An 18,079-nucleotide genomic window follows, 5' to 3' on the forward strand; every position below is an offset into this window, starting at 1 on the left:
ATCGCGTGCAACCGCCTGAAAGCCATACCCGGCGCCTCTGGATCTCTGGACCTTACGACGGCCCGTCCAACCCACCAACAACGTAGGACCGCCTGACGCCCGGCCGCCCCGCCCCGGTCCCGCCCCGTCAGCCCGCCGCCCCGCCCAGCACGTCGCCGGAGACCAGCGCCAGGCCGCGCAGGTACTCCTCCCCGCTCGGCGCCAGTTCGGGGCCGATCAGCCACTGGGCGGCCTGCCCGAGCAGCAGCGACTGGTAGAAGACGCCCCGGGCCAGCTCCTCCGGGGTGTCCGCCGCCTCCGCCCGGCCCTGGAACAGCGCGGCCAGGCCGAGCCGGCCGTCCTTCTGCGCGGCGGCCAGCCGCTCGGGCAGCCCCGGCAGGTGGTCGAGCTGTCCGAGCAGTTCGAACTGCACCGTCCACAGCCCCCGGTGCTCGGCGAAGCCGTCGCGCACCGCGTTCCAGGCCCGGACGAAGCGCTCCTTCGGGTCGTCGACCTCCGCGGCGGCGGCCAGGGCCGCGCCGATCGACTCGCCCCACGCCCCCATCGCGCCGACCAGCGCCTCGACCAGCAGGGCGTCCTTGGAGCCGTAGTGGTAGCCGATGGCGGCCAGGCTGACGCCCGCGCCGGTGGCGATGTCCCGGGCGGTGGTGCGCCCGTAGCCCTTCTCTTGCAGGCAGCGGGTGGCACTGGCCAGCAGGTCCTCACGATTTCCCATGCCCCGATGCTAACCACGTCCAAGACGAATGTCTTGCTCGAACGTCTGGAACGATTGATTTAGACGCTTGTACTAGACAGGCGTGCAAGACATCCGTACAGTCATCGTCATGACCACCGACGACCGCACCACCCACCGCGCCGGCCGCCGCGCCTGGCTGGGACTGGCCCTCCTCCTGCTGCCGACCCTCGTCCTCGCCATGGACATGGGCGTGCTGTTCTTCGCCGTCCCCTTCATCGCCACCGACCTGCACCCCAGCGGCACCCAGCAGCTGTGGATCATGGACATGTACTCGTTCCTGCTGGCCGGGCTGCTGATCCCGATGGGCGCGCTGGGCGACCGGATCGGCCGGCGCAAGCTGCTGATCGGCGGCACCGCCGCCTTCGCGGCCGCCTCGCTGGTCGCCGCCTGGTCCGACGGGGCGGGCCAACTCATCGCCGCCCGGGCCCTGCTGGGCGTCGCGGGGGCGGTCTTCGGGCCCTCCACGCTGGCCCTGATCCGCAACATGTTCCCCGACCCCAAGCAGCGGCAGTCCGCGATCGGCGCCTGGAGCGGCGTGATGATGGCCGGCGCCACCCTCGGGCCGGTGCTCGGCGGCCTGCTGCTCAACCACTTCTGGTGGGGCTCGGCCTTCCTGATCGCCGTCCCCGCGATGCTGCTGGTGACCGTCCTCGCCCCGGTGCTGCTCCCCGAGTACCGCGCCCCGCAGCAGGGCCGCTTCGACCTGCTCGGCGCCGCCCTCTCGATGGCCACCGTGCTGCCGGTCGTCTACGGCATCAAGACCCTCGCGGTGGACGGCTGGAGCCCGCTGCCCGCCCTGGTGCTGCTCGCCGGGCTGGCGGTCGGCGGCGCCCTGGTGGTCCGGCTGCGGACGGCCGCGAACCCGCTGATCGACGTCACCCTGTTCCGGATCCGCACCTACACCGGCGCGATCACCGTCAACACCATCGCCATGTTCGCCATGATGGGCTTCACCCTCTTCACCTCCCAGTACCTGCAGCTGGTCAAGGGCTACAGCCCGCTGTCCGCCTCGCTCTGGGCTCTGCTGCCCAGCGTCGGCGTCGGCGCGGCGGTCGGCGGGTTCGGGGCACTGGCCGGCAAGGTGCGGCCGGCCGTCCTGCTGGTCGCCGGGTTCCTGGCCAGCGCCGCCGGGTTCGTCGCGATGGCCCTGGTGAACCCCGGCTCCTCGCTCGCCCTGCCGCTGGTCGCGGCCGGCGTGATCGCGGCCGGCTCGGTCGGCACCGTCAGCATCACCGGCGAGATGGTCCTCTCCGCGGCCCCCGCCGACCGGGCCGGCGCGGCCGGCGCCACCTCCGAGACCGCCCAGGAACTCGGCAGCTCGCTCGGCATCGCCGTGCTCGGCGCGGCCGGCGCCGCGATCTACCGGGCCCGGATGGACGGCGCCGCCCCCGACGCCGCCCGCGACACCCTCGGCGGGGCCGTCACCACCGCCGCCCACCTGCCCGGCGACGCCGCCGACCGGCTGCTGACCACCGCCCGGGACGCCTTCGCCGACGGCATGCACGTCGCCGCGGTGGTCGGCGTCCTCGTGATGCTCGGCGCCGCCCTGGCCGCCCACCTGCTGATGCGCCACCTGCCGGTGCCCGGCGCGGCGGACGCCCCGCAGGAGGAGGAGGCTCTGCCCGCGGCGGCGTGACAGCGGGGGCGCGGGGATCCGCGCGAGCGGTCGGGCACGGAACGCGGGACCGCACCGGAACGGCAGGCCACTGCCCCCGGTGCGGTCCCGCTGCCGCGCGTGCAGCCCCCGCCGGTGCGGCCTAGGGTCGCCGTATGGCGGCGGAGGACGAGGATCCGGCGGGCCGGGAGGAGCTGGACTACCGGTTCACCCTGGCGAACGAGCGGACGTTCCTGGCCTGGATCAGGACGGCGCTGGCGCTGCTCGCGGGGGCGGTGGGGCTGGACCAGTTGACGCCGGACCTGGCCCCGGTACCGGTGCGGGTGACGCTCTCGGTGGTGCTGGCGGTGGGCGGGGCGGGGCTGGGGGTGGCCGCCTACCACCGCTGGGTGCGGGTGGAGCGGGCGATGCGGGCGGGCGGTCCGCTGCCGGCCACCCGGACCATGCTGGTGCTGACGGTGTGCGTGGCGGTCGCGGCGGCGGTGTTCTCGGTGCTGATCGTCGGCCGGTCCCGGTGACCTCCCCGCGCGATCCGGGCCTGCAGCCGGAGCGGACCCTGCTGGCCTGGAGCCGCACCGCGCTGGTGCTGGCCGCGGACGCGCTGCTGGTCCTGCGCACCGGCTACGTCCGGCGGCTGCCCGGACTGGCCGCGCTGGGCGGGCTGTTGGCGCTGGCCGCGGTCGGGCTGTACGCGCACGGGGTGCGGCGGCGCAGTGCGGTGGAACACGGTCCGCACGCCCCGGCGGGCCGGTGGTGGATGCGCGGGCTGGCCGTCGTGGTGGTGCTGGCCGCGGGCGGGTCGGCCTGGTCGGTGCTGGTGAACGCCGGTGGCTGACTTCCGGGGGCGGTCGCCGGGCCCGCGCCGGGGCCTGCCAGGTGGTACAGACCACATGACTCGGATCACCTGTTTTTCGGCGGCTGTTTGCCGACGGGTGTATACGTTCGCCGACCGGGCCAGGCATACTGGCCGGGTCGGGCCTTCCGTCCGACCCAGACGTCACAGCGAGAACCTCCACGAAAGGACCGGTGGTCAGGGATGTTCCGTAACGGTCTTGAGCCCTGGCACATCATCATCGTTCTGGTGGTGCTGGTCCTGCTGTTCGGCTCGAAGAAGCTGCCCGAGATGGCCCGCGGCCTCGGCAAGTCGATGCGCATCCTGAAGGCCGAGACCAAGGCCCTGCGCGAGGACGACGCCCCCGCGGAGGCGCAGAACGGCACCGCCGCCTCGCAGGCCGAGCAGCCGCGTCCGGCCGTCGAGCCGACCAACGTCACCAAGGCCGCCGAGCCGACGAAGTCGACCACGGCCTGACCCGCGTCGGCCCCCGGCCGACCCCGCTCGCCGTACCGGAGCCCCCGGCCCGTCGCCCCGACGGACCGGGGGCTCCGGCGTGTCGCCGCGCCCGGGTGGCTGGGCGTTTTGTTCTGGTATCTCCTGGTATTCACCTGACGGCGGATCACCTGGAGGCACCGGATGGCGGCGGACCCCTCGGGCGAGCGGGAGCTCGCGGAGCTGCGCGAGCGGATCGCCCTCCTGGAACGGCAGGAGAAGGAGCAGGGACCGCCCCGGCGGGAGCACCACCGGGTGCGGTCCTTCTTCGCGGTGCTGCTGATCGTGCTGGCCGCGGTGCTGACCCCGCTCGGGGTGGTCGCCGCGTGGAGCAAGTCGCAGGTGACCGACACCGACCGGTTCGTCGCCACGATGGCGCCGCTGGCCTCCGACCCCTCGGTGCAGAACGCGCTCACCAACCGGGTGACCACCGCGGTGATGCAGCAGCTGCCGATCACCGACCTGCTGAACGAGGTCGCCCCCGCCGACCGGCCGCTGCTGGACGCCGCGCTGGGCAAGGTCGGCCCGGCGCTGACCAGCGGGCTGACCGGCTTCGTCCACGACCAGGTGCTGCGGTTCGTCCAGTCCGACGCCTTCGCCACGGTCTGGACCGGGGTGCTGCGCAACGCGCACGCCGCGTTCGACAAGGTGCTGACCGGGCAGGGCGGCGGGGCGGTGCAGATCAAGGGCGACACCGTCAGCCTGGACCTGGCGCCGGTGGTCGCGGCGGTCAAGGACCGGCTGGTGGCGAACGGGCTGGGGCTGGCGTCGAAGATCCCGGAGGTGCACACCGACTACACGCTGGTGCAGTCGGACGCGGTGCGGAAGGCGCAGACCGGGCTGCGGCTGCTCGACCTGGCCGGGTTCTGGGTGCCGGTGCTGGCGGTGCTGTGCGCGGTCGGCGGGATCGCGCTGGCGGTGCGCCACCGGCGGGCCGCCGTCGGGGCGGCGCTCGGGATGGCCGCGGGGGCGGTGCTGCTGGGCGTCGGGCTGAGCGTGTTCCGGGCGCTCTACCTGGACAAGCTGCCCGCCGACGTCGACCAGGCCGCCGCGATGGCGGTGTACGACACCCTGGTGCGCTACCTGCGGGCCGGGGTCCGGATGGTGCTGGCGCTGGGCGTGGTGATCGCGCTGGCGGCCTGGCTGACCGGCGGCGGGCGGCGGGCCGGCTGGGTGCGGCACCTGTGGCGCTCGGGGCTGGGCGCGGTCCGGCAGGCCGCCGAGGGCCTGGGGATGCGGCTGGGCCCGGTCGGCCGGTTCGTGCACCGCTGGAAGTCCTGGCTGGGCTGGGGCGCGGTCGCGGTCGCCGCCGTCGTGCTGCTGACCTGGAGCTACCCGACCGGCGCCGTGGTGCTGTGGATGGCGCTGGTGCTGCTGGCCTTCCTGGCCGTGCTGGAGTTCCTGGACGCGCCCGCGCCCGCGGCGGCCGCACCGCCCGCCGACGGCCCCGCCGGGCCGCCCGCCGACGGGAAGGCCGCCCCGGCGTGAGGGAGCTGGCCCGGACGTACCTGGCCCTGCTCGGCGGCCCGGCGCTGCTGCTGACGGCCTACTTCACGGTGCCGCTGGGCTGGTTCGGGCCGCACCACTCGGCGGTCAGCTGGCTGGTGTTCGGCGTGCTGCTGACCGCGCTCGGGGTCGGGGTGCTGCGCGAGGTGCGGCTGCAGGTGCTGGGGCTCTCCCGGCACCCGGTGCCGCGGATCCTGGCCCTGCTGTGCGCCGCGCTGGTGGTGTTCGCCACCGCCTACCTGGGGATGTCCCGGCAGCCCGGCGAGCTGGAGGGGCTGCACACCAAGATCGACGCGCTGTACTTCACGGTGATCACCATGGCGACCGTCGGGTACGGCGACATCCACCCGTCCGGGCAGGCCGCCCGGGTCGTGGTGATGCTCCAACTCCTGTACACCGTGGTGTTCCTGACCACCGGGGTGACCGCGCTGACCCAGCAGGTGAAGACCCGGGCGGTGAAGCGGGCCCGGCACCGGGAGTAGGCCGGCGGTCAGTTGTCCTGCTGGGCGGCCTGGACGTGCACGGCGGTGATCAGGGCGCCGAGCCGGACCTGCCAGCCGGCCAGCAGCGGGGGCGACGCGGCCTTGCGGCGCTGGAGGTCGCGGACCAGCTTCTGGGCGTCCTTGAGGGCGTTCTCGGCGTCCGCCGGCTGCTTGTCGTTGACGGCCTGGGTGGCCTCGTCGAGCAGCCCGGTCAGGTCGTCCTGCTTGTCCCGGTCCTTGCTGAACTCGGCCTGCGCCACGTCGGCCCGCAACTGGGCGAGCTGGGCGACCACGGCGCCGCCCTTGGGGGTGGCGGAGGGCTTGGGCGAGGCACTGGGCTTCGCGGAGGCGGACGGGGACGGGCTGGGCGACGGGGACGGCGACGCGCTGGTGGCGGCGGCCGTCGGGGCGGGGGTGTGCCCGGCCCGGGGGGCGGAGTCGCCGCCGCCGAGCGAGAACGCGGCGATGCCCGCCACCACGGCGATCACCGCCGCGCCGATGCCCGCGTACACCAGCGGGTTGCGGCCGCGCCGGGGCTCGGGCTCCTCCTCCTCGAAGCGGGACGGGGACAGCAGCGGGGCCTGCACCGGCGGCAGCACCGAGGTGCGGTGCTGCTCGGCCCACGGCTGCGGCGGGGCGGCGGGCGGCGGCGGGGCGGCGGGGTAGGCCGTCGCGGGGACGGGCGGCAGCACCTGGGTGGCCGCGCCGAGCAGTTCGGCGGTCCGGTCGACCGGCCCGGCGGGGACGGCGGCGAGCAGTTCGGCGGCGGCGGACTGCGCGTCGGCGGGCCGCTCGGCCGGGTTCTTGGCCAGCAGCCGCAGGATCGCGGCGTCCAGCGCGGGCGGCACGTCGGGGCGGTGCGCGGAGACCGCGAGCGGGTACTCGGTGACGTGCTTGAAGGTGACCGCGACCGGGGTGTCGGCGGTGAACGGCGGGGCGCCGGTCAGCATCTCGTACAGCACGCAGCCCACCGCGTACAGGTCGGCGCGGCCGTCCACCGGGGCGGCGGTGGCCTGCTCCGGGGAGAGGTAGGCGGCGGTGCCCAGCACCGAGGCGGTCTGGGTGAGCTGCTGGCCGGAGGAGGAGCCGGCCCGGGCGATGCCGAAGTCGACGACCTTCACCCCGCCGTCCTGGGTGATCATGATGTTGCCGGGCTTGATGTCCCGGTGCACCAGGCCCTGGGCGTGCGCGGCGGCCAGGGCGTCCAGCACCGCGGCGGCGGTGCCCACGGCGCGCTCCACCGGCAGGACGCCCTGCTCGGCGATCACCCGGCCCAGCGTCGCGCCGTGCACCAGCTCCATCACCAGGTACGGGGAGCCCTGGTCGACGCCGGAGTCGAAGACCGTGACGATCCGCGGGTGCGCCAGCAGCGCGGCCGACCGGGCCTCGCGGGCGAACCGCTCGGCGAACCGGGGGTCGTCGGCCAGGCCGCCGTTGAGCACCTTGACCGCCACCGGGCGGCCCAGCTGGTGGTCCAGGGCGCGGTAGACCGTGGCCATGCCCCCAACGCCGAGGATCTCGCCGAGCTCGTAGCGCCCGTTCAGCGCGCGTCCGATCATCGGATGCTCCTTCCACCTCGGTCCGGCGACCCGTGAACCATAGCGGGCCCGGCCGGGGAGGGGTTCAGGGGCGCTGGACGAGCAGGACGGCGGCCAGCGCCGCGAGGGCCGCCGTCAGCAGGGTGCGCAGGACGCCCGGCGGGCCGTGCAGGGCGCGTCGGGCGGCGCGCTCGGCGGCCCGTTCGGCGGCGGGCGAGGTGCGGGGGAAGCTCATCGTCGTCAACTCCGGTTCGCCGGGGCCTGGAGCGAGCCGTAGCGCTGCATCCGCTGCCAGCGCAGCCGGTTGCCGGCCAGTGCGGTCCACACCGACTGGATCACCACCAGGTACATCAGCTGACGGTAGACCACCTGCTGGAGCGGCAACGTCCAGAGCGGGCCCAGCCGTTCGCCGTCCAGGCGGAACGCGTAGCAGGCCGACAGCACCTGCAGGACCAGGAAGCCCAGCCAGACCGCGGCGATCCGCACCGGGTCGAGGAAGAGCAGGCCGTAGACCGCGAACACGTCCACCGCCGGAGCCAGCAGCGGCAGCAGCACCTGGAACACCAGCAGGTAGAGCAGGCCCCGGCGGCCCAGCTTGCCGGCCTGGCCGTGCTGGGCGAGCGCCCGGCGGTGCTTCCACATCGCCTGCAGGGTGCCGTAGCACCAGCGGTAGCGCTGGCGCCACAGCGCGGAGAGCGAGGCCGGGGCCTCGGTCCAGGCGATCGCCCGCTCCTCGTAGACCACCCGCCAGCCGGCCCGGCACAGCGCCATGGTCAGGTCGGTGTCCTCGGCCAGCGTCTCCTCGGCCACGCCGCCCAGCCGCAGCAGCGCGGAGCGGCGGAAGGCGCCGACCGCGCCGGGGACGGTGGGCATGCACTGGGCGAGGTCGAAGAAGCGGCGGTCCAGGTTGAAGCCGACCACGTACTCGATGTGCTGCCAACGGCCGAGCAGGCCGCCCCGGTTGATCACCTTGGCGTTGCCGGACACCGCGCCGACCCGGCGGTCGGCGAACGGCTGCACCAGCAGCCGAACCGCGTCCGGCTCGAACACGGTGTCGCCGTCGACCATCACCACCAGCTCGCAACTCGCGTGCCGCAGGCCGTTGTTGAGCGCGGCCGGCTTGCCCGCGTTGGCCTGCCGGAGCACCCGGACGCCGGGCAGGCCGAGCGACTCCACCAGGTCGGCGGTGCCGTCGGAGGAGCCGTCGTCCACCACGATCACCTCCACCGGGTGGTCGGAGGCCAGCAGCGAGCGCACCGCCGCCTCGATGCCCGCCCGCTCGTTGTACGCGGGCACGATCACGGTGACCGGCTCGGTGACCGGCGGGCCCCAGCCGCGGCGGCGCAGGCGCCGGTGCCGCCATGCCGCGACGACCAGGGCCACCGCGCGCAGCACGCTGATCGCCCCGGCCGCCCAGAGCAGCCAGCCGAGCGCCGCCACCGCCCGGTCGCCGCCCGCCAGGGCCAGCAGCAGCGCCCGGCCCTGCCAGTGCTCGGCGCCGCTCGCCGGGTGCGCGGTGTCCGCGATCGACGCCGTCTCGGAGACCGTCCCGACCCGGTAGCCGGCCTGCTTGAGCTCCGGCAGCAGTTCGGCCAGCGCGGCGACGGTCTGCGAGCGGTCGCCGCCCGCGTCGTGCATCAGCACGACCTGCCCGGCCGCCGGGCCCGGCGGGGTGGCGCCAGCCACGATCCGCGCCACGCCCGGGCGCCGCCAGTCCTCGCTGTCCAGGGTGGTCAGCACGGTCAGGTAGCCGGCCTGCCCGGCCTGCCGGACGGCCTGCCAGTCGGCGTCGGTGAGCGCGTCGTTGGTCGAGGAGTACGGGGGGCGCAGCAGCGCGGTGGTGGTGCCGGTGGCGCCGGCCACCGCGAGCTGGGCCTCGCGCAGTTCGAGCGAGCGGCGCCAGGGCGCGGCCTGCCCGAGGTCGGCGTGGGTGAAGGTGTGGATGCCGAGCTGGTGGCCCTCGGCGAGGATCCGGCGGGCGAGTTCGGGGTGGTCGGCGACCTGGGTGCCGACCACGAAGAAGGTGGCGTGCACGCCCTGCTGCTTCAGCACGTCCAGGATCTTCGGCGTCCAGACCGGGTCGGGGCCGTCGTCGAAGGTCAGCGCGACGGTGCCGGGGGCGGGCCGGGCGGTGCGGGGCGTCGCGCCGGACGCGTCGATCACCGGGCCGCCGTGGGCGGCCTCCGGGGGGACGGCGCCGGCCGGGCCGGTGGCGCGGGCGGCGCCGTCGGGGGCCGATCCGTACATGTGGCGGGTGTAGCCCTGCAGCAGCAGGGCCGCGGCCAGGGTCACCACCAGGGCGGTCAGCAGCAGCCAGTGCGTGCGGGGTGCGGGCTGGCGCACCACGCCCCGGCGGCCCCGGCGGCCGCGCCGGGTGGGGCCGCCGGGGCGGGGGGAGGTCCGGGGGAAGGTCATCGGGGCTCGCTAGGGGCTCTTGGTGGGCTTCCGGCTGTTGCTCGGCGCGGTGGTGGGCCGGCCGTGCGAGGCCGTCGGGCCGGGGGTCGGGGCGGCCGTCGGGCCCGGGGCCGGGGCGGTGGCCGTCGCGGTGCTCCGGGCCGCGGAGCTCGCCGCGGCCGGTGCCGCGGGGGCCTGGGCCGGGCGGGTGGCGGCCACCGCGGTCCGGTCCGGTCCGGGCGTGGGCCGGCCGTCGGCCATCGGGCCGGTGCTCGCGGACGGTGCGGTGGCGGTCGGGGTGCCGGGGGCCGCCGGGGCGGCCGGGCGGGGCAGGAACGGCGCGCCCAGGGTCGGGCCGCCGAGCGCGCTGCTCGCCACCAGGGCCAGGTAGCCGGCCGCCGGGACGGCCAGCAGCCATCCGATCCGCCGCGAACGGCGCTGGCGCCGGCCGCTGGCGTCGACGAACACCGGGGCGGCCGGGTCGGCGGGCCGTGCCGCGGTCGGGGTTTCGGTCACCGTGGTTCCTGGGGTCGGGCCGGTTCCGGCACTCCGCCGGTCTGAGCTCCGGACGGACGGTGGACCCGGGGGAGTTCAGCCGTCCGTCCGGAGCGGTTCCCCGACCGGCGGCGGACCCGGGGGAGTCTTCTGCCGGTCGGAGCTGTCCCGGACGGGCGGGGGCCCGGGGGAGCCCCGCGCCCGTCCGGAGTCGGTCCGGGCGGGCGACGGGTACAGGGGCCCGTCGGCCGCCCGGAGGCGGTGGCCGGTCGGACGGGGGCCCGGGGGTGCCCACCGTCCGACCGGAGTCGTTCAGTCCTGGTCGCTTCCCCCGTTCGACTGCTTGGACTGCTGGACGTCGCCGTGCCCGGTCCGGACGGGCGACGGCACGGACGGCGACGCCGACTGGCCGGGGCCGGCCGACGGCTTGCCGCGGCCCGTCCCGGCGGACGGCTCGCCGCTCTGCTGGTCGCGGTCGTGCGCGGCGAGCAGGGCGCAGAAGCCGGTCACCTTCTCCGGCGCGCCGGCCGCCTTCAGCAGCTCGGCCAGCTCGGGGACGGCGGCCGCGTCCTTGGGCTTGCCGCCGGCCGCGACCCGCCCGGCGAAGACCTCGCACAGCCGGGTCAGGTCCGGCTGGTCGGCCGGGCCGGTGGCGGGCTGGCCGGACGGCCGGGCCGGGCCGGTGCCGGGGCGGGTGGTGCCCGCCGACGGCTTGCCGGTGCGCCCGTCGCCCGGCGTCCCGGACGCGGTGGCGGGCGCGTCGGTGGTCGGCGCGGGCGCGGCGCTGGTGGCCGCCGGGGCCGGGGCGGGACCGCCCAGTGCCTCCGGCAGCCGGCCGGTGCCGGCCGCGACCGCGACGCCGCCCAGGGCGGTCACGCCCAGCGCGACGGCCACGGCCTTCGCGCTGAGGGCCCGCGCGAGCGCGGTGTCCGCCATCTTTCGTCTCCGGTGCGGTCGGGGGTCCGGCTGGTGACGAGCCTGCCGGAACGCGGCCATGGCCCCCTCTTCGCCGGGCAGCGGGCCGTCGCCGGCCGCCTCGCTCGTCGCAGCGGCGGCGAGCAGGGCGGCGAGCTCCGGCCGTCCTGGCGCGGACTGCTGCCCGGCGGAGGGGTCCTGACCGGCCTCCGGGTCGACCGTGACGCCGCCGAGCAGCTGCTCGGCGGCGGCGCGATCGATCCGGCGGGATCGGTTGGTGCTCATCTCATGTCCTTCAGCGTCGGCACCTGCGCCGGTGTCACACCCTGCGCGGAAATCTTTTTCCCGGCCGTCGCTCCGGCCGCTCCCCCGGCTTTCCGGTGGGGCAGCCCGGCGACCGCTCCCCCGTTCTGCTCCAGCACCTTGGCCAGCCGCCGCAGGCCCCGGTGGGCGGCCATCCGGACGCTGCCGGAGCGCTTGCCGAGCACCTTCGCGGCGCTCTCCGCGTCCAGTCCGAGCACCACCCGCAGCAGTACCGCCTCGGCCTGGTCGGGCGGCAGCGAGGCGATCAGCGCGAGCGCGTCGGAGGTGGCGACGGTGGCCATCGCCTGGCCCGCGGTGTCCTCGGCGGCGGCCAGTTCGGCCAGGTACTCCACCGGCAGGTCGGCGACCGGGCGGCGGCGCACCCGGCGCAGGTGGTCCATGGCCCGGTTGCGGGCCACCGTCGCGGCCCAGCCGCGGAAGCCGTCCGCGTCGCCGCGGAAGCCCGGCAGGTCGCGGGCGATCTGCAGCCACGCCTCCGAGGCGATGTCCTCGGCGTCCTCGGCCCGGCCGCCGACCAGCACCCGCAGGTAGCGCAGCAGCCCCGGCTGGACGGCCCGGAACAGGATCCGGAACGCCTCCTCGTCGCCCTCCTGGGCGGCGCGGACGGCCGTGGCGAAGGTCGCTTCGGGCGGCGCCGGGTCGGCCCGCCGGGCGGGCGGGCGGTCCGGTGCGTACGGACGGCCGGGCGGCTCCCCGTCGTCCGCCCCGTGGTGTTCAGCTGTGTGCACCCGCCACATCATGCGCCATCCGGGGGACCGCTCCCACTCCCGGTCCCGCTCCCGGTCCCGTGACGGAGCGGTGGCGGAGCCGTGCCCGGCCGGTGAGGGGCCGGTGCGGGCCGACGGCCCGTCAGCCGCGTCCCGGCCCCCGGGACGCAGGGCCCGGAGCGGGCCGACCTTCGTCCCGCCGACTGCTGTCCTTCGCCCGCGGTCCGGCCCCACGCCCCCGCCATACCGTGCAAATACGGGGCAATCCGCCCCGCTTCCACCCGTGGACGAGGAGGCCGGGAGCCGGCATGCGCACCGCCGAGGAGCTGTACACGACGGGGATCCGCGACCACTTCGCGCCCGCGCTGCGCGGGCTCGGCTTCCAGGGCTGGCGGCACTCCTTCTCGCTGCCCGACCGGGACCGCTGGGCGGTGCTCGGCGTGCGCGCGGTGCCCGGCGACGGGCGGGTCCGGTACACCGTCAACCTGTCCGTCACCGACAAGGCCGCCTGGGACCGGCGCAGCATCCGCCCCGACGCCAACTCCCCCACCGGGCTGGAGCGCTGGCACGCGCCGATCGGCGAGCTGCTGCCGGTCGGCGGCGAGGTCTGGTGGGAGGTGGCGCCCGGGCCGCGCTGGCTGATCGCCGTCGAGGACTCGGTGGCCGCCGTCCGCGGCTACGCGCTGCCGGAGCTGCGCCGCCGGCTGGTGGCCGGCGAGCGCGAGCACTACCTCGGCCAGGCCGAGCTGGACGGCGTCAACGGCGCCCTCGCCGCGGCCCGGCTGGCCCGCATCCAGCGGGCCGAACTCGCGGACGGCGTCCTGGAGTTGCACGGCGCGTGGAGCCGGCACGACCCGGCCGCGCACGCCGTCCTGGCGGGCGCCGCCCGCGGCTTCCTGTCCGTCCGGGACGCCCGCTTCCACGCCGTGCGGGTGCTCGACACGCTCGGCCGGACGCTGTGGGAGTTCCGGCCCGACCCCGGCGGGAACCATTCGGAACCGGACTGAGTCCCTGTCAGTGGCGGTGCGGAAGCGCACCGGTGTGACGCACGGGGCGAACCGCGGGGGGCGGACATGACGGGGACGGCGGCGACACCGCACGAGGAACGGCAGCTCGACTGGGACGGCTGCCTGAACGTCCGCGACCTCGGGCTGCTGCCCACCCGCGACGGGCGGCGCACCCGCACCGGCGCGGTGGTCCGCGCCGACAACCTCGACCGGCTCACCGCCGAGGGCCAGAACTCGCTGCTCGCGTACGGCGTGCGCACCGTCGTCGACCTGCGCGACCCGGCCGAGTACCGGCCGCTGCTGCCCGCCCCCGACGGGATCGACCTGGTCCGCGTCCCGCTGGACGCGCTGGCCGGGCCGGACTGGTGGGCCCGGTTCGGCGCCCTGGACGGCACCCCGCTGTCCTTCCGCCCCTACCTCGACCACTGCCGGCAGGCCGTCGCCGACCTGGTCGCCGCCGTCGCCCGGGCCCGCCCCGGCGCCGTCGTGGTGCACTGCGGGGCCGGCCGCGACCGCACCGGCCTGGCCGCCCTCGTCCTGCTCGCCCTCGCCGGGGCCACCCCCGCCGCGATCACCGAGGACTACCTGCTCTCCGCCGCCAACCTGCGGCCGCTGTGGACCATCCTGGACCGCCCCGAGGAGGAGGCCGGCATCGCCCGGGTCCTCGCCGACGCGGGCACCACCCCCGAGCGGGCCCTGCACGACGTGCTCGCCGAGTTCGACGCCGAGCAGTGGCTGCCCGCCGGGGACGTCGCCGCCGTCCGGGCCCGGCTGCTCGGATGACCGCTCGCGGCCCGGGCGGAGCGCTGCTGCTCGGATAACCGCTCGCGGCCCGGGCGGAGCGCGGCCGATACTGCCCGGCATGACGAACTTCGCGCCGTTCGACACCCGCGGCTACCCCACCGTCGACGTCCGCACCGGCTACGCCGGGTGGGTCGACAGCTACGAGGACACCGTCCAGGACGCGATGGACGTCGACGTGCTGGCCCGGCTCGCCGTCCCGCGCTGGGCCGACGCCGCCACCGCCGCCGACCTGGGCTGCGGCACCGGCCGCACCGGCGCCTGGCTGCGCGGGCGCGGCGTCGGCGCGGTGGACGGGGTCGACCTCACCCCCGAGATGCTCGCCCGCGCCCGCGGGCGCGGCGCCCACCGCACCCTGGTCGAGGGCGACCTCGCCGCGACCGGCCTGGCCGCCGGCGGCTACGACCTGGCCGCCTGCTCCCTCGTCGACGAGCACCTCGCCGACCTCGGGCCGCTCTACCGCGAGGCCCACCGCCTGGTCCGTCCCGGCGGCCTGTTCGTGCTGGTCGGCCTGCACCCGGCCTTCATCATGGCGGCCGGCATGCCCACCCACTACGACGGCCCCGACGGCCCGGTCGCCATCACCACCCACGTCCACCTGGTCAGCGACCACCTCACGGCCGGCCTCGCGGCGGGCTGGCAGCTCGCCGAGATGCGCGAGGAGGTGGTCGGCGACCAGTGGACGGCCCTCAAGCCCAAGTGGGAGCGCCACCGCGGACAGCCGGTCTCGGCGGCGTACGTCTGGCGCAAGCCGCAGGAGTAGGGGCGCGCCCTCAGAAGCCGGAGTTCGGCGCCGTCACGATCCGGGTGCGGCCGTCCGCCCGCGCGGCGAGGCCCGCCTCCAGGCGCAGGGCGCGGGCCGGGCCGAGCAGGGCGAGGGCCTCGGGGACGGGGGCCCAGCGGTGGGCGTCGAGCTCGCCGGGCGGGAGGGTGATCGGGGTGTCGGCGGGGAGGACGCCCAGGTCGAAGAGGAAGTGGCAGGCGGGGTGGTCGAGTTCGCCACTGGGGTTGGTCCAGGCGACGGCCAGCAGGTCGCCGGCCTCGCGGTGCAGCCCGGTCTCCTCGTGGAGTTCGCGGGTGGCGCACTGCCGCGGGTTCTCGCCGAGGTCGACGGTGCCACCGACGAACTGCCAGGCGTCGCGGTAGCCGGCCTTGACGATCAGGACGCGGCCGTCGGGGTCGGTGATCAGGCAGCCCGCGGCGGCGTACACGCGGTGCAGGGAGGCGAGCCACTCCTCGCGGGAGGCGAACTCGGGTGCGTCGGCCATGGCGCTCCTTCGGCGGGGGCGGGTGGTTGCGGCCCCACTCTCCCACCCCCGCCGGGGAGCGGTCTCCCGGCGGGGGTGGGCCTCCGGTCGGGGATCAGTGCGCCGAGTGCCGTTCCGCGCCGCGGTGCCGGTGGCCCGGCAGATCGGTGTGGGTGGCGGGCCCGTCGGCCGGGCCGGCCGCGGCGGGCATCCGGCGGCCGCCGTGGCTGAACACCGCGTCGCCGTAGTGCGGGCCGGTGCGGGTGGCGGGGGCGGTGCCGGGGGGCGGTGGCGGGGAGACGCCCGCCGGGTCCGCGGCCATGCCGCGGTGCGCCAGCACCTCCTGGGTGCCCCGGAGCACGGTCATCCTGTCGGTCGATCGCTTGGTCATCGCCGACCTCCCTTCATCAGACCGATATGCCCGTTATCGACCCGTATACACCAGGACACGTGAACTCCCGTGCCGGAACGGCGGGATCGGTGTCGGAACGGTGTGGGACCATGCCGCGTGGCCACGGTGATACAAGCCGACGAATCCCAGGAGTCCCGCACGACCCCGCCCCCGGCGCGGACCGGGCGCGCGGACCGCGTCCGCCACCCCGCCGCGCTGATCCGGCTGGTCGCCGGGGTCTGCTGGATCCTGCTGGTGCTGCTGCTGGCCGGCTACGCCCGCTCCTCGGTGTTCGGCCTGGACAGCGACGTGGCCCGCGGCGTCGACCTGCTGCCCTGGCCGCCCGCCAAGCTCACCGCCGCGCTGTGCGGCACCGCGCTGCTGACCGTCCCGCTCGGCTTCGCCGTCGACCGGGTGCTGCGCGGCGACGGCCGCCGGGTCGCCGACGCGGTCCTGGCCGCCGTCCTCGCCTACGGCCTCACGCTCGGCCTGGACCTGCTGGCCGGCGACCTCACCACGCTCACCCACCCGCTGCCCGCCGGCCTCGGCCGCACCGACCCGGTGTACGGGCACTTCGCCCCGGTGCTGGCCTTCATGACCGCGCTGGGCACCGCCGGGCGGCGCCGCTGGCGCACCGCGCTGGCCGTCACGCTCACCCTGTCCGGCCTGTCCGGGCTGGTCACCGGGTACGCCACCCCGCTGTCGCTGCTGCTGGCCCTGCTGCTGGGCTGGACCACCGCGCACGCCGCCCGGTACGCCGTCGGCGAGCCGGTCGCCTCGCCCGCCGAGGGCCAGATCGCCACCGCCCTGGCCGGCACCGGCGTCCACCCCGACGCGGTGCTCACCCTCGGCACCGGCCGCTACCTGGTCACCCAGCACGGCGGCGGCCCCGACCTGGACGTCCACCTGCTCGACCGGTACGCGCAGGCCAGCGGGCTGCTCGGCCACCTGTGGCTGGCCCTGCGGCTGCGCACCGCGCCCCGCCCGCTCGGCCTGCGCCCGCTGCGCGCCGGGCTGGAGCACCAGACCCTGCTCGGCCACGCCGCGTCCGCCGCCGGGGCCCGCACCCGGCTGCCCGTCGCGGTGGTCGAACTCGGCCCGGACGCCGCCCTGGTGGCCTACCGGCGGCTGGACGCCCGCCCGTTCGCCGAGCTCTTCGCCGAGCTCCCCGAACCTCCCGAACCCCCCGGCGAGGGCCTCCCCGACGGCCCCACCGACGCCGAACTGCGCGACGCCTGGCAGCAGTTGGCGCTGCTCCAGCGCCGCCGGATCGCCCACCGCTCGCTCTCCCCGAACACCGTGCTGCTGGACGCCGAGGGCCGGGTCCACCTGGTCGGGCTGGCCCGCGGCGAGATCGCCGCGAGCGAACTGCTGCTGCGCCTGGACGTCGCCGGGCTGCTCGCCGTCCTCGCCGTGCACGCCGGGCCCGAGCGGGCGGTGCGGGCCGCGATCGAGGTGCTCGGCCCCGGCCCGGTCGGCACCGCGCTGCCGCTGCTGCAGCCGATCGCGCTGGCCCGCGACACCCGGGCCGCGCTGACCCGGCACCGGAGCCTGGCCGCCGACCTGCGGGCCGAGGTGCAGCGCCGGATGCCGCAGGCCCCCGCCGAACCCGTCCGGCTGGAGCGGCTGCGCCCGCGCGTGCTGCTCACCGTGGTGGCCGGCATCGCGGCCGGGTACGCGCTGCTGCAGTTCCTGTTCAGCCTCGACACCAACCCGGTCAACCTGGTCACCGGGGCCGACCCGCTGTGGCTGGCCGGCGCGGCGTTCTGGGCCGCGGCCAGCTACCCCGTGGCGACCTTCGCGTTCAGCGGCTTCGTCCCCGAGAAGCTGTCGTTCCGCTCCACGCTGGCCGCCCAGACCGCCGGCTCCTTCGTCAAGGTGGCCTCCCCCGGCGGCGTCGGCGGCCTCGCCCTGAACACCCGCTACCTGCAGTGCGCGGGCATCCCCACCGCGCAGGCGATGTCCAGCATCGGCGTCAGCCAGCTGTTCGGCCTGGTGCTGCACATGCTGCAACTCGCCGTGTTCAGCGCCCTGGTCGGCGTGAACGGCGCCGAGTTCGGCTCCGGCTCCTCGCCGCTGCCCAAGGGCTGGGTGCTGGGCCTGGCCGGCGCGGTCGGCGCCGTCGCCGCGGTGTCGGTCGCCGCCGTGCCGCGGCTGCGGCGGCGCGCCCAGACCCTGCTGCGGCCGCTGCGCGCCGAGGTGCTGCCGCGGCTGCTCGACCTGGCCCAGCACCCCGGCAAGCTGGCCGGCGGGGTGGCCGGGCAGCTGATGGTGTCGATGTGCTTCGTGCTGTGCCTGTACTGCTGCACCCGCGCGGTCGGCCAGTACCCGGGCTTCAACGCCGTCGCGGTGGGCTTCCTGGCCGGCAACGCGGCGGGCAACGTGGTGCCCACCCCCGGCGGCGTGGGCGGCGTCGAGGGCCTGATGTCGTTCATGCTGGCGACCACCGGCCACATCGACAACGCGGGCGCGCTGGCCGCCGTCATGCTGTTCCGGATCCTCACCTTCATGCTCCCGGTGCTGCCCGGCTGGGCCGCCTTCGCCTGGCTGCAGCGCCGCCGGGCGATCTGACCCGGCGGGCCGGGAGGCCCGTC

At 76.4% G+C, this 18,079-nt stretch carries 19 protein-coding genes; 10 read left to right on the forward strand and 9 right to left on the reverse strand.

Annotated features, from left to right (window positions below):
- Positions 1-127 precede the first annotated feature (127 nt).
- Positions 128-715: a TetR/AcrR family transcriptional regulator gene (locus tag IH44_RS0129635; protein WP_030462836.1), complete on the reverse strand. Its 588-nt coding sequence runs from the start codon at positions 713-715 to the stop codon at positions 128-130.
- A gap of 109 nt (positions 716-824) precedes the next feature.
- On the opposite strand from IH44_RS0129635, the gene IH44_RS0129640 reads away from it, so the two are divergent.
- The 6 genes from IH44_RS0129640 (at position 825) to IH44_RS0129665 (ending at position 5,666) form a co-directional block, all read left to right on the forward strand.
- Entirely contained in the window at positions 825-2,372 is a 1,548-nt protein-coding gene (locus IH44_RS0129640; protein ID WP_030462837.1) for an MFS transporter, read from the forward strand.
- Positions 2,373-2,506: 134 nt separating this feature from the next.
- On the forward strand, positions 2,507-2,869 hold the full coding sequence (locus IH44_RS0129645) for a YidH family protein (protein WP_030462838.1): 363 nt from the start codon (positions 2,507-2,509) through the stop codon (positions 2,867-2,869).
- A complete protein-coding gene (locus IH44_RS41605; RefSeq protein ID WP_035956777.1) occupies positions 2,866-3,186 on the forward strand; it encodes a DUF202 domain-containing protein in 321 nt (106 codons plus the stop codon). Before IH44_RS0129645 ends, IH44_RS41605 begins: the two co-directional genes overlap by 4 nt.
- A gap of 201 nt (positions 3,187-3,387) precedes the next feature.
- Positions 3,388-3,660 carry a Sec-independent protein translocase subunit TatA gene (tatA, locus tag IH44_RS41610; RefSeq protein ID WP_035956779.1) on the forward strand — a complete coding sequence of 91 codons (273 nt, stop codon included), beginning with the start codon at positions 3,388-3,390 and terminating at the stop codon, positions 3,658-3,660.
- A gap of 162 nt (positions 3,661-3,822) precedes the next feature.
- Positions 3,823-5,166, forward strand: coding sequence for a hypothetical protein (locus IH44_RS0129660; RefSeq protein ID WP_051817503.1), 1,344 nt, complete (start codon positions 3,823-3,825; stop codon positions 5,164-5,166).
- A complete protein-coding gene (locus tag IH44_RS0129665) occupies positions 5,163-5,666 on the forward strand; it encodes a potassium channel family protein (RefSeq protein ID WP_081967207.1) in 504 nt (167 codons plus the stop codon). Before IH44_RS0129660 ends, IH44_RS0129665 begins: the two co-directional genes overlap by 4 nt.
- 8 nt (positions 5,667-5,674) lie before the next feature.
- Here the strand turns inward: IH44_RS0129665 and IH44_RS49215 are convergent, their stop codons facing one another.
- The 6 genes from IH44_RS49215 to IH44_RS0129695 all read right to left on the reverse strand — a co-directional run bounded on the left by IH44_RS49215 (position 5,675) and on the right by IH44_RS0129695 (position 12,069).
- Positions 5,675-7,225 (reverse strand): protein kinase, encoded by a 1,551-nt coding sequence (locus IH44_RS49215; RefSeq protein ID WP_051817505.1) that lies wholly within the window; start codon positions 7,223-7,225, stop codon positions 5,675-5,677.
- Between the two features lie 64 nt (positions 7,226-7,289).
- Positions 7,290-7,439 carry a hypothetical protein gene (locus IH44_RS46775; RefSeq protein ID WP_157852510.1) on the reverse strand — a complete coding sequence of 50 codons (150 nt, stop codon included), beginning with the start codon at positions 7,437-7,439 and terminating at the stop codon, positions 7,290-7,292.
- A gap of 5 nt (positions 7,440-7,444) precedes the next feature.
- Entirely contained in the window at positions 7,445-9,619 is a 2,175-nt protein-coding gene (locus IH44_RS0129680) for a bifunctional polysaccharide deacetylase/glycosyltransferase family 2 protein (protein WP_081967208.1), read from the reverse strand.
- 9 nt (positions 9,620-9,628) lie between these two features.
- Positions 9,629-10,114 (reverse strand): hypothetical protein, encoded by a 486-nt coding sequence (locus tag IH44_RS41615; protein ID WP_030462845.1) that lies wholly within the window; start codon positions 10,112-10,114, stop codon positions 9,629-9,631.
- Positions 10,115-10,405: 291 nt separating this feature from the next.
- Positions 10,406-11,293 carry a hypothetical protein gene (locus tag IH44_RS0129690; protein WP_030462846.1) on the reverse strand — a complete coding sequence of 296 codons (888 nt, stop codon included), beginning with the start codon at positions 11,291-11,293 and terminating at the stop codon, positions 10,406-10,408.
- Positions 11,290-12,069 (reverse strand): RNA polymerase sigma factor, encoded by a 780-nt coding sequence (locus IH44_RS0129695; RefSeq protein WP_232795135.1) that lies wholly within the window; start codon positions 12,067-12,069, stop codon positions 11,290-11,292. Before IH44_RS0129695 ends, IH44_RS0129690 begins: the two co-directional genes overlap by 4 nt.
- 278 nt (positions 12,070-12,347) lie before the next feature.
- Here IH44_RS0129695 and IH44_RS0129700 point away from each other — a divergent pair, with 278 nt between their 5' ends.
- The 3 genes from IH44_RS0129700 (at position 12,348) to IH44_RS0129710 (ending at position 14,610) form a co-directional block, all read left to right on the forward strand.
- Positions 12,348-13,046: a hypothetical protein gene (locus IH44_RS0129700; RefSeq protein ID WP_030462848.1), complete on the forward strand. Its 699-nt coding sequence runs from the start codon at positions 12,348-12,350 to the stop codon at positions 13,044-13,046.
- A 66-nt stretch (positions 13,047-13,112) separates the two neighbouring features.
- On the forward strand, positions 13,113-13,829 hold the full coding sequence (locus IH44_RS0129705) for a tyrosine-protein phosphatase (RefSeq protein ID WP_030462849.1): 717 nt from the start codon (positions 13,113-13,115) through the stop codon (positions 13,827-13,829).
- Between the two features lie 79 nt (positions 13,830-13,908).
- Complete coding sequence (locus IH44_RS0129710) at positions 13,909-14,610, forward strand: class I SAM-dependent methyltransferase (RefSeq protein WP_030462850.1); 702 nt, start codon at positions 13,909-13,911, stop codon at positions 14,608-14,610.
- A gap of 10 nt (positions 14,611-14,620) precedes the next feature.
- On the opposite strand, the gene IH44_RS0129715 is transcribed toward IH44_RS0129710, so the two are convergent.
- Positions 14,621-15,115, reverse strand: coding sequence for an NUDIX hydrolase (locus tag IH44_RS0129715; protein ID WP_030462851.1), 495 nt, complete (start codon positions 15,113-15,115; stop codon positions 14,621-14,623).
- 94 nt (positions 15,116-15,209) lie between these two features.
- Entirely contained in the window at positions 15,210-15,485 is a 276-nt protein-coding gene (locus IH44_RS0129720; protein WP_030462852.1) for a hypothetical protein, read from the reverse strand.
- 117 nt (positions 15,486-15,602) lie between these two features.
- Between IH44_RS0129720 and IH44_RS0129725 the strand changes: the two genes are divergently transcribed.
- Positions 15,603-18,056 carry a lysylphosphatidylglycerol synthase transmembrane domain-containing protein gene (locus tag IH44_RS0129725; RefSeq protein ID WP_051817507.1) on the forward strand — a complete coding sequence of 818 codons (2,454 nt, stop codon included), beginning with the start codon at positions 15,603-15,605 and terminating at the stop codon, positions 18,054-18,056.
- The last annotated feature ends 23 nt before the right edge of the window (positions 18,057-18,079 follow it).

This window comes from Kitasatospora sp. NRRL B-11411, from assembly GCF_000721345.1.
In the GTDB taxonomy this organism is placed as follows: Bacteria; Actinomycetota; Actinomycetes; order Streptomycetales; family Streptomycetaceae; genus Kitasatospora; species Kitasatospora cineracea.

Coding starts and splice junctions, on each gene's coding strand:
- IH44_RS0129635 (WP_030462836.1), bottom strand. CDS start 715: ATGGGAAATCGTGAGGACCTGCTGGCCAGTGCCACCCGCTGCCTGCAA.
- IH44_RS0129640 (WP_030462837.1), top strand. CDS start 825: ATGACCACCGACGACCGCACCACCCACCGCGCCGGCCGCCGCGCCTGG.
- IH44_RS0129645 (WP_030462838.1), top strand. CDS start 2,507: ATGGCGGCGGAGGACGAGGATCCGGCGGGCCGGGAGGAGCTGGACTAC.
- tatA (WP_035956779.1), top strand. CDS start 3,388: ATGTTCCGTAACGGTCTTGAGCCCTGGCACATCATCATCGTTCTGGTG.
- IH44_RS0129660 (WP_051817503.1), top strand. CDS start 3,823: ATGGCGGCGGACCCCTCGGGCGAGCGGGAGCTCGCGGAGCTGCGCGAG.
- IH44_RS49215 (WP_051817505.1), bottom strand. CDS start 7,225: ATGATCGGACGCGCGCTGAACGGGCGCTACGAGCTCGGCGAGATCCTC.
- IH44_RS46775 (WP_157852510.1), bottom strand. CDS start 7,439: ATGAGCTTCCCCCGCACCTCGCCCGCCGCCGAACGGGCCGCCGAGCGC.
- IH44_RS0129680 (WP_081967208.1), bottom strand. CDS start 9,619: ATGACCTTCCCCCGGACCTCCCCCCGCCCCGGCGGCCCCACCCGGCGC.
- IH44_RS0129690 (WP_030462846.1), bottom strand. CDS start 11,293: ATGAGCACCAACCGATCCCGCCGGATCGATCGCGCCGCCGCCGAGCAG.
- IH44_RS0129695 (WP_232795135.1), bottom strand. CDS start 12,069: ATGTGGCGGGTGCACACAGCTGAACACCACGGGGCGGACGACGGGGAG.
- IH44_RS0129700 (WP_030462848.1), top strand. CDS start 12,348: ATGCGCACCGCCGAGGAGCTGTACACGACGGGGATCCGCGACCACTTC.
- IH44_RS0129705 (WP_030462849.1), top strand. CDS start 13,113: ATGACGGGGACGGCGGCGACACCGCACGAGGAACGGCAGCTCGACTGG.
- IH44_RS0129710 (WP_030462850.1), top strand. CDS start 13,909: ATGACGAACTTCGCGCCGTTCGACACCCGCGGCTACCCCACCGTCGAC.
- IH44_RS0129715 (WP_030462851.1), bottom strand. CDS start 15,115: ATGGCCGACGCACCCGAGTTCGCCTCCCGCGAGGAGTGGCTCGCCTCC.
- IH44_RS0129720 (WP_030462852.1), bottom strand. CDS start 15,485: ATGACCAAGCGATCGACCGACAGGATGACCGTGCTCCGGGGCACCCAG.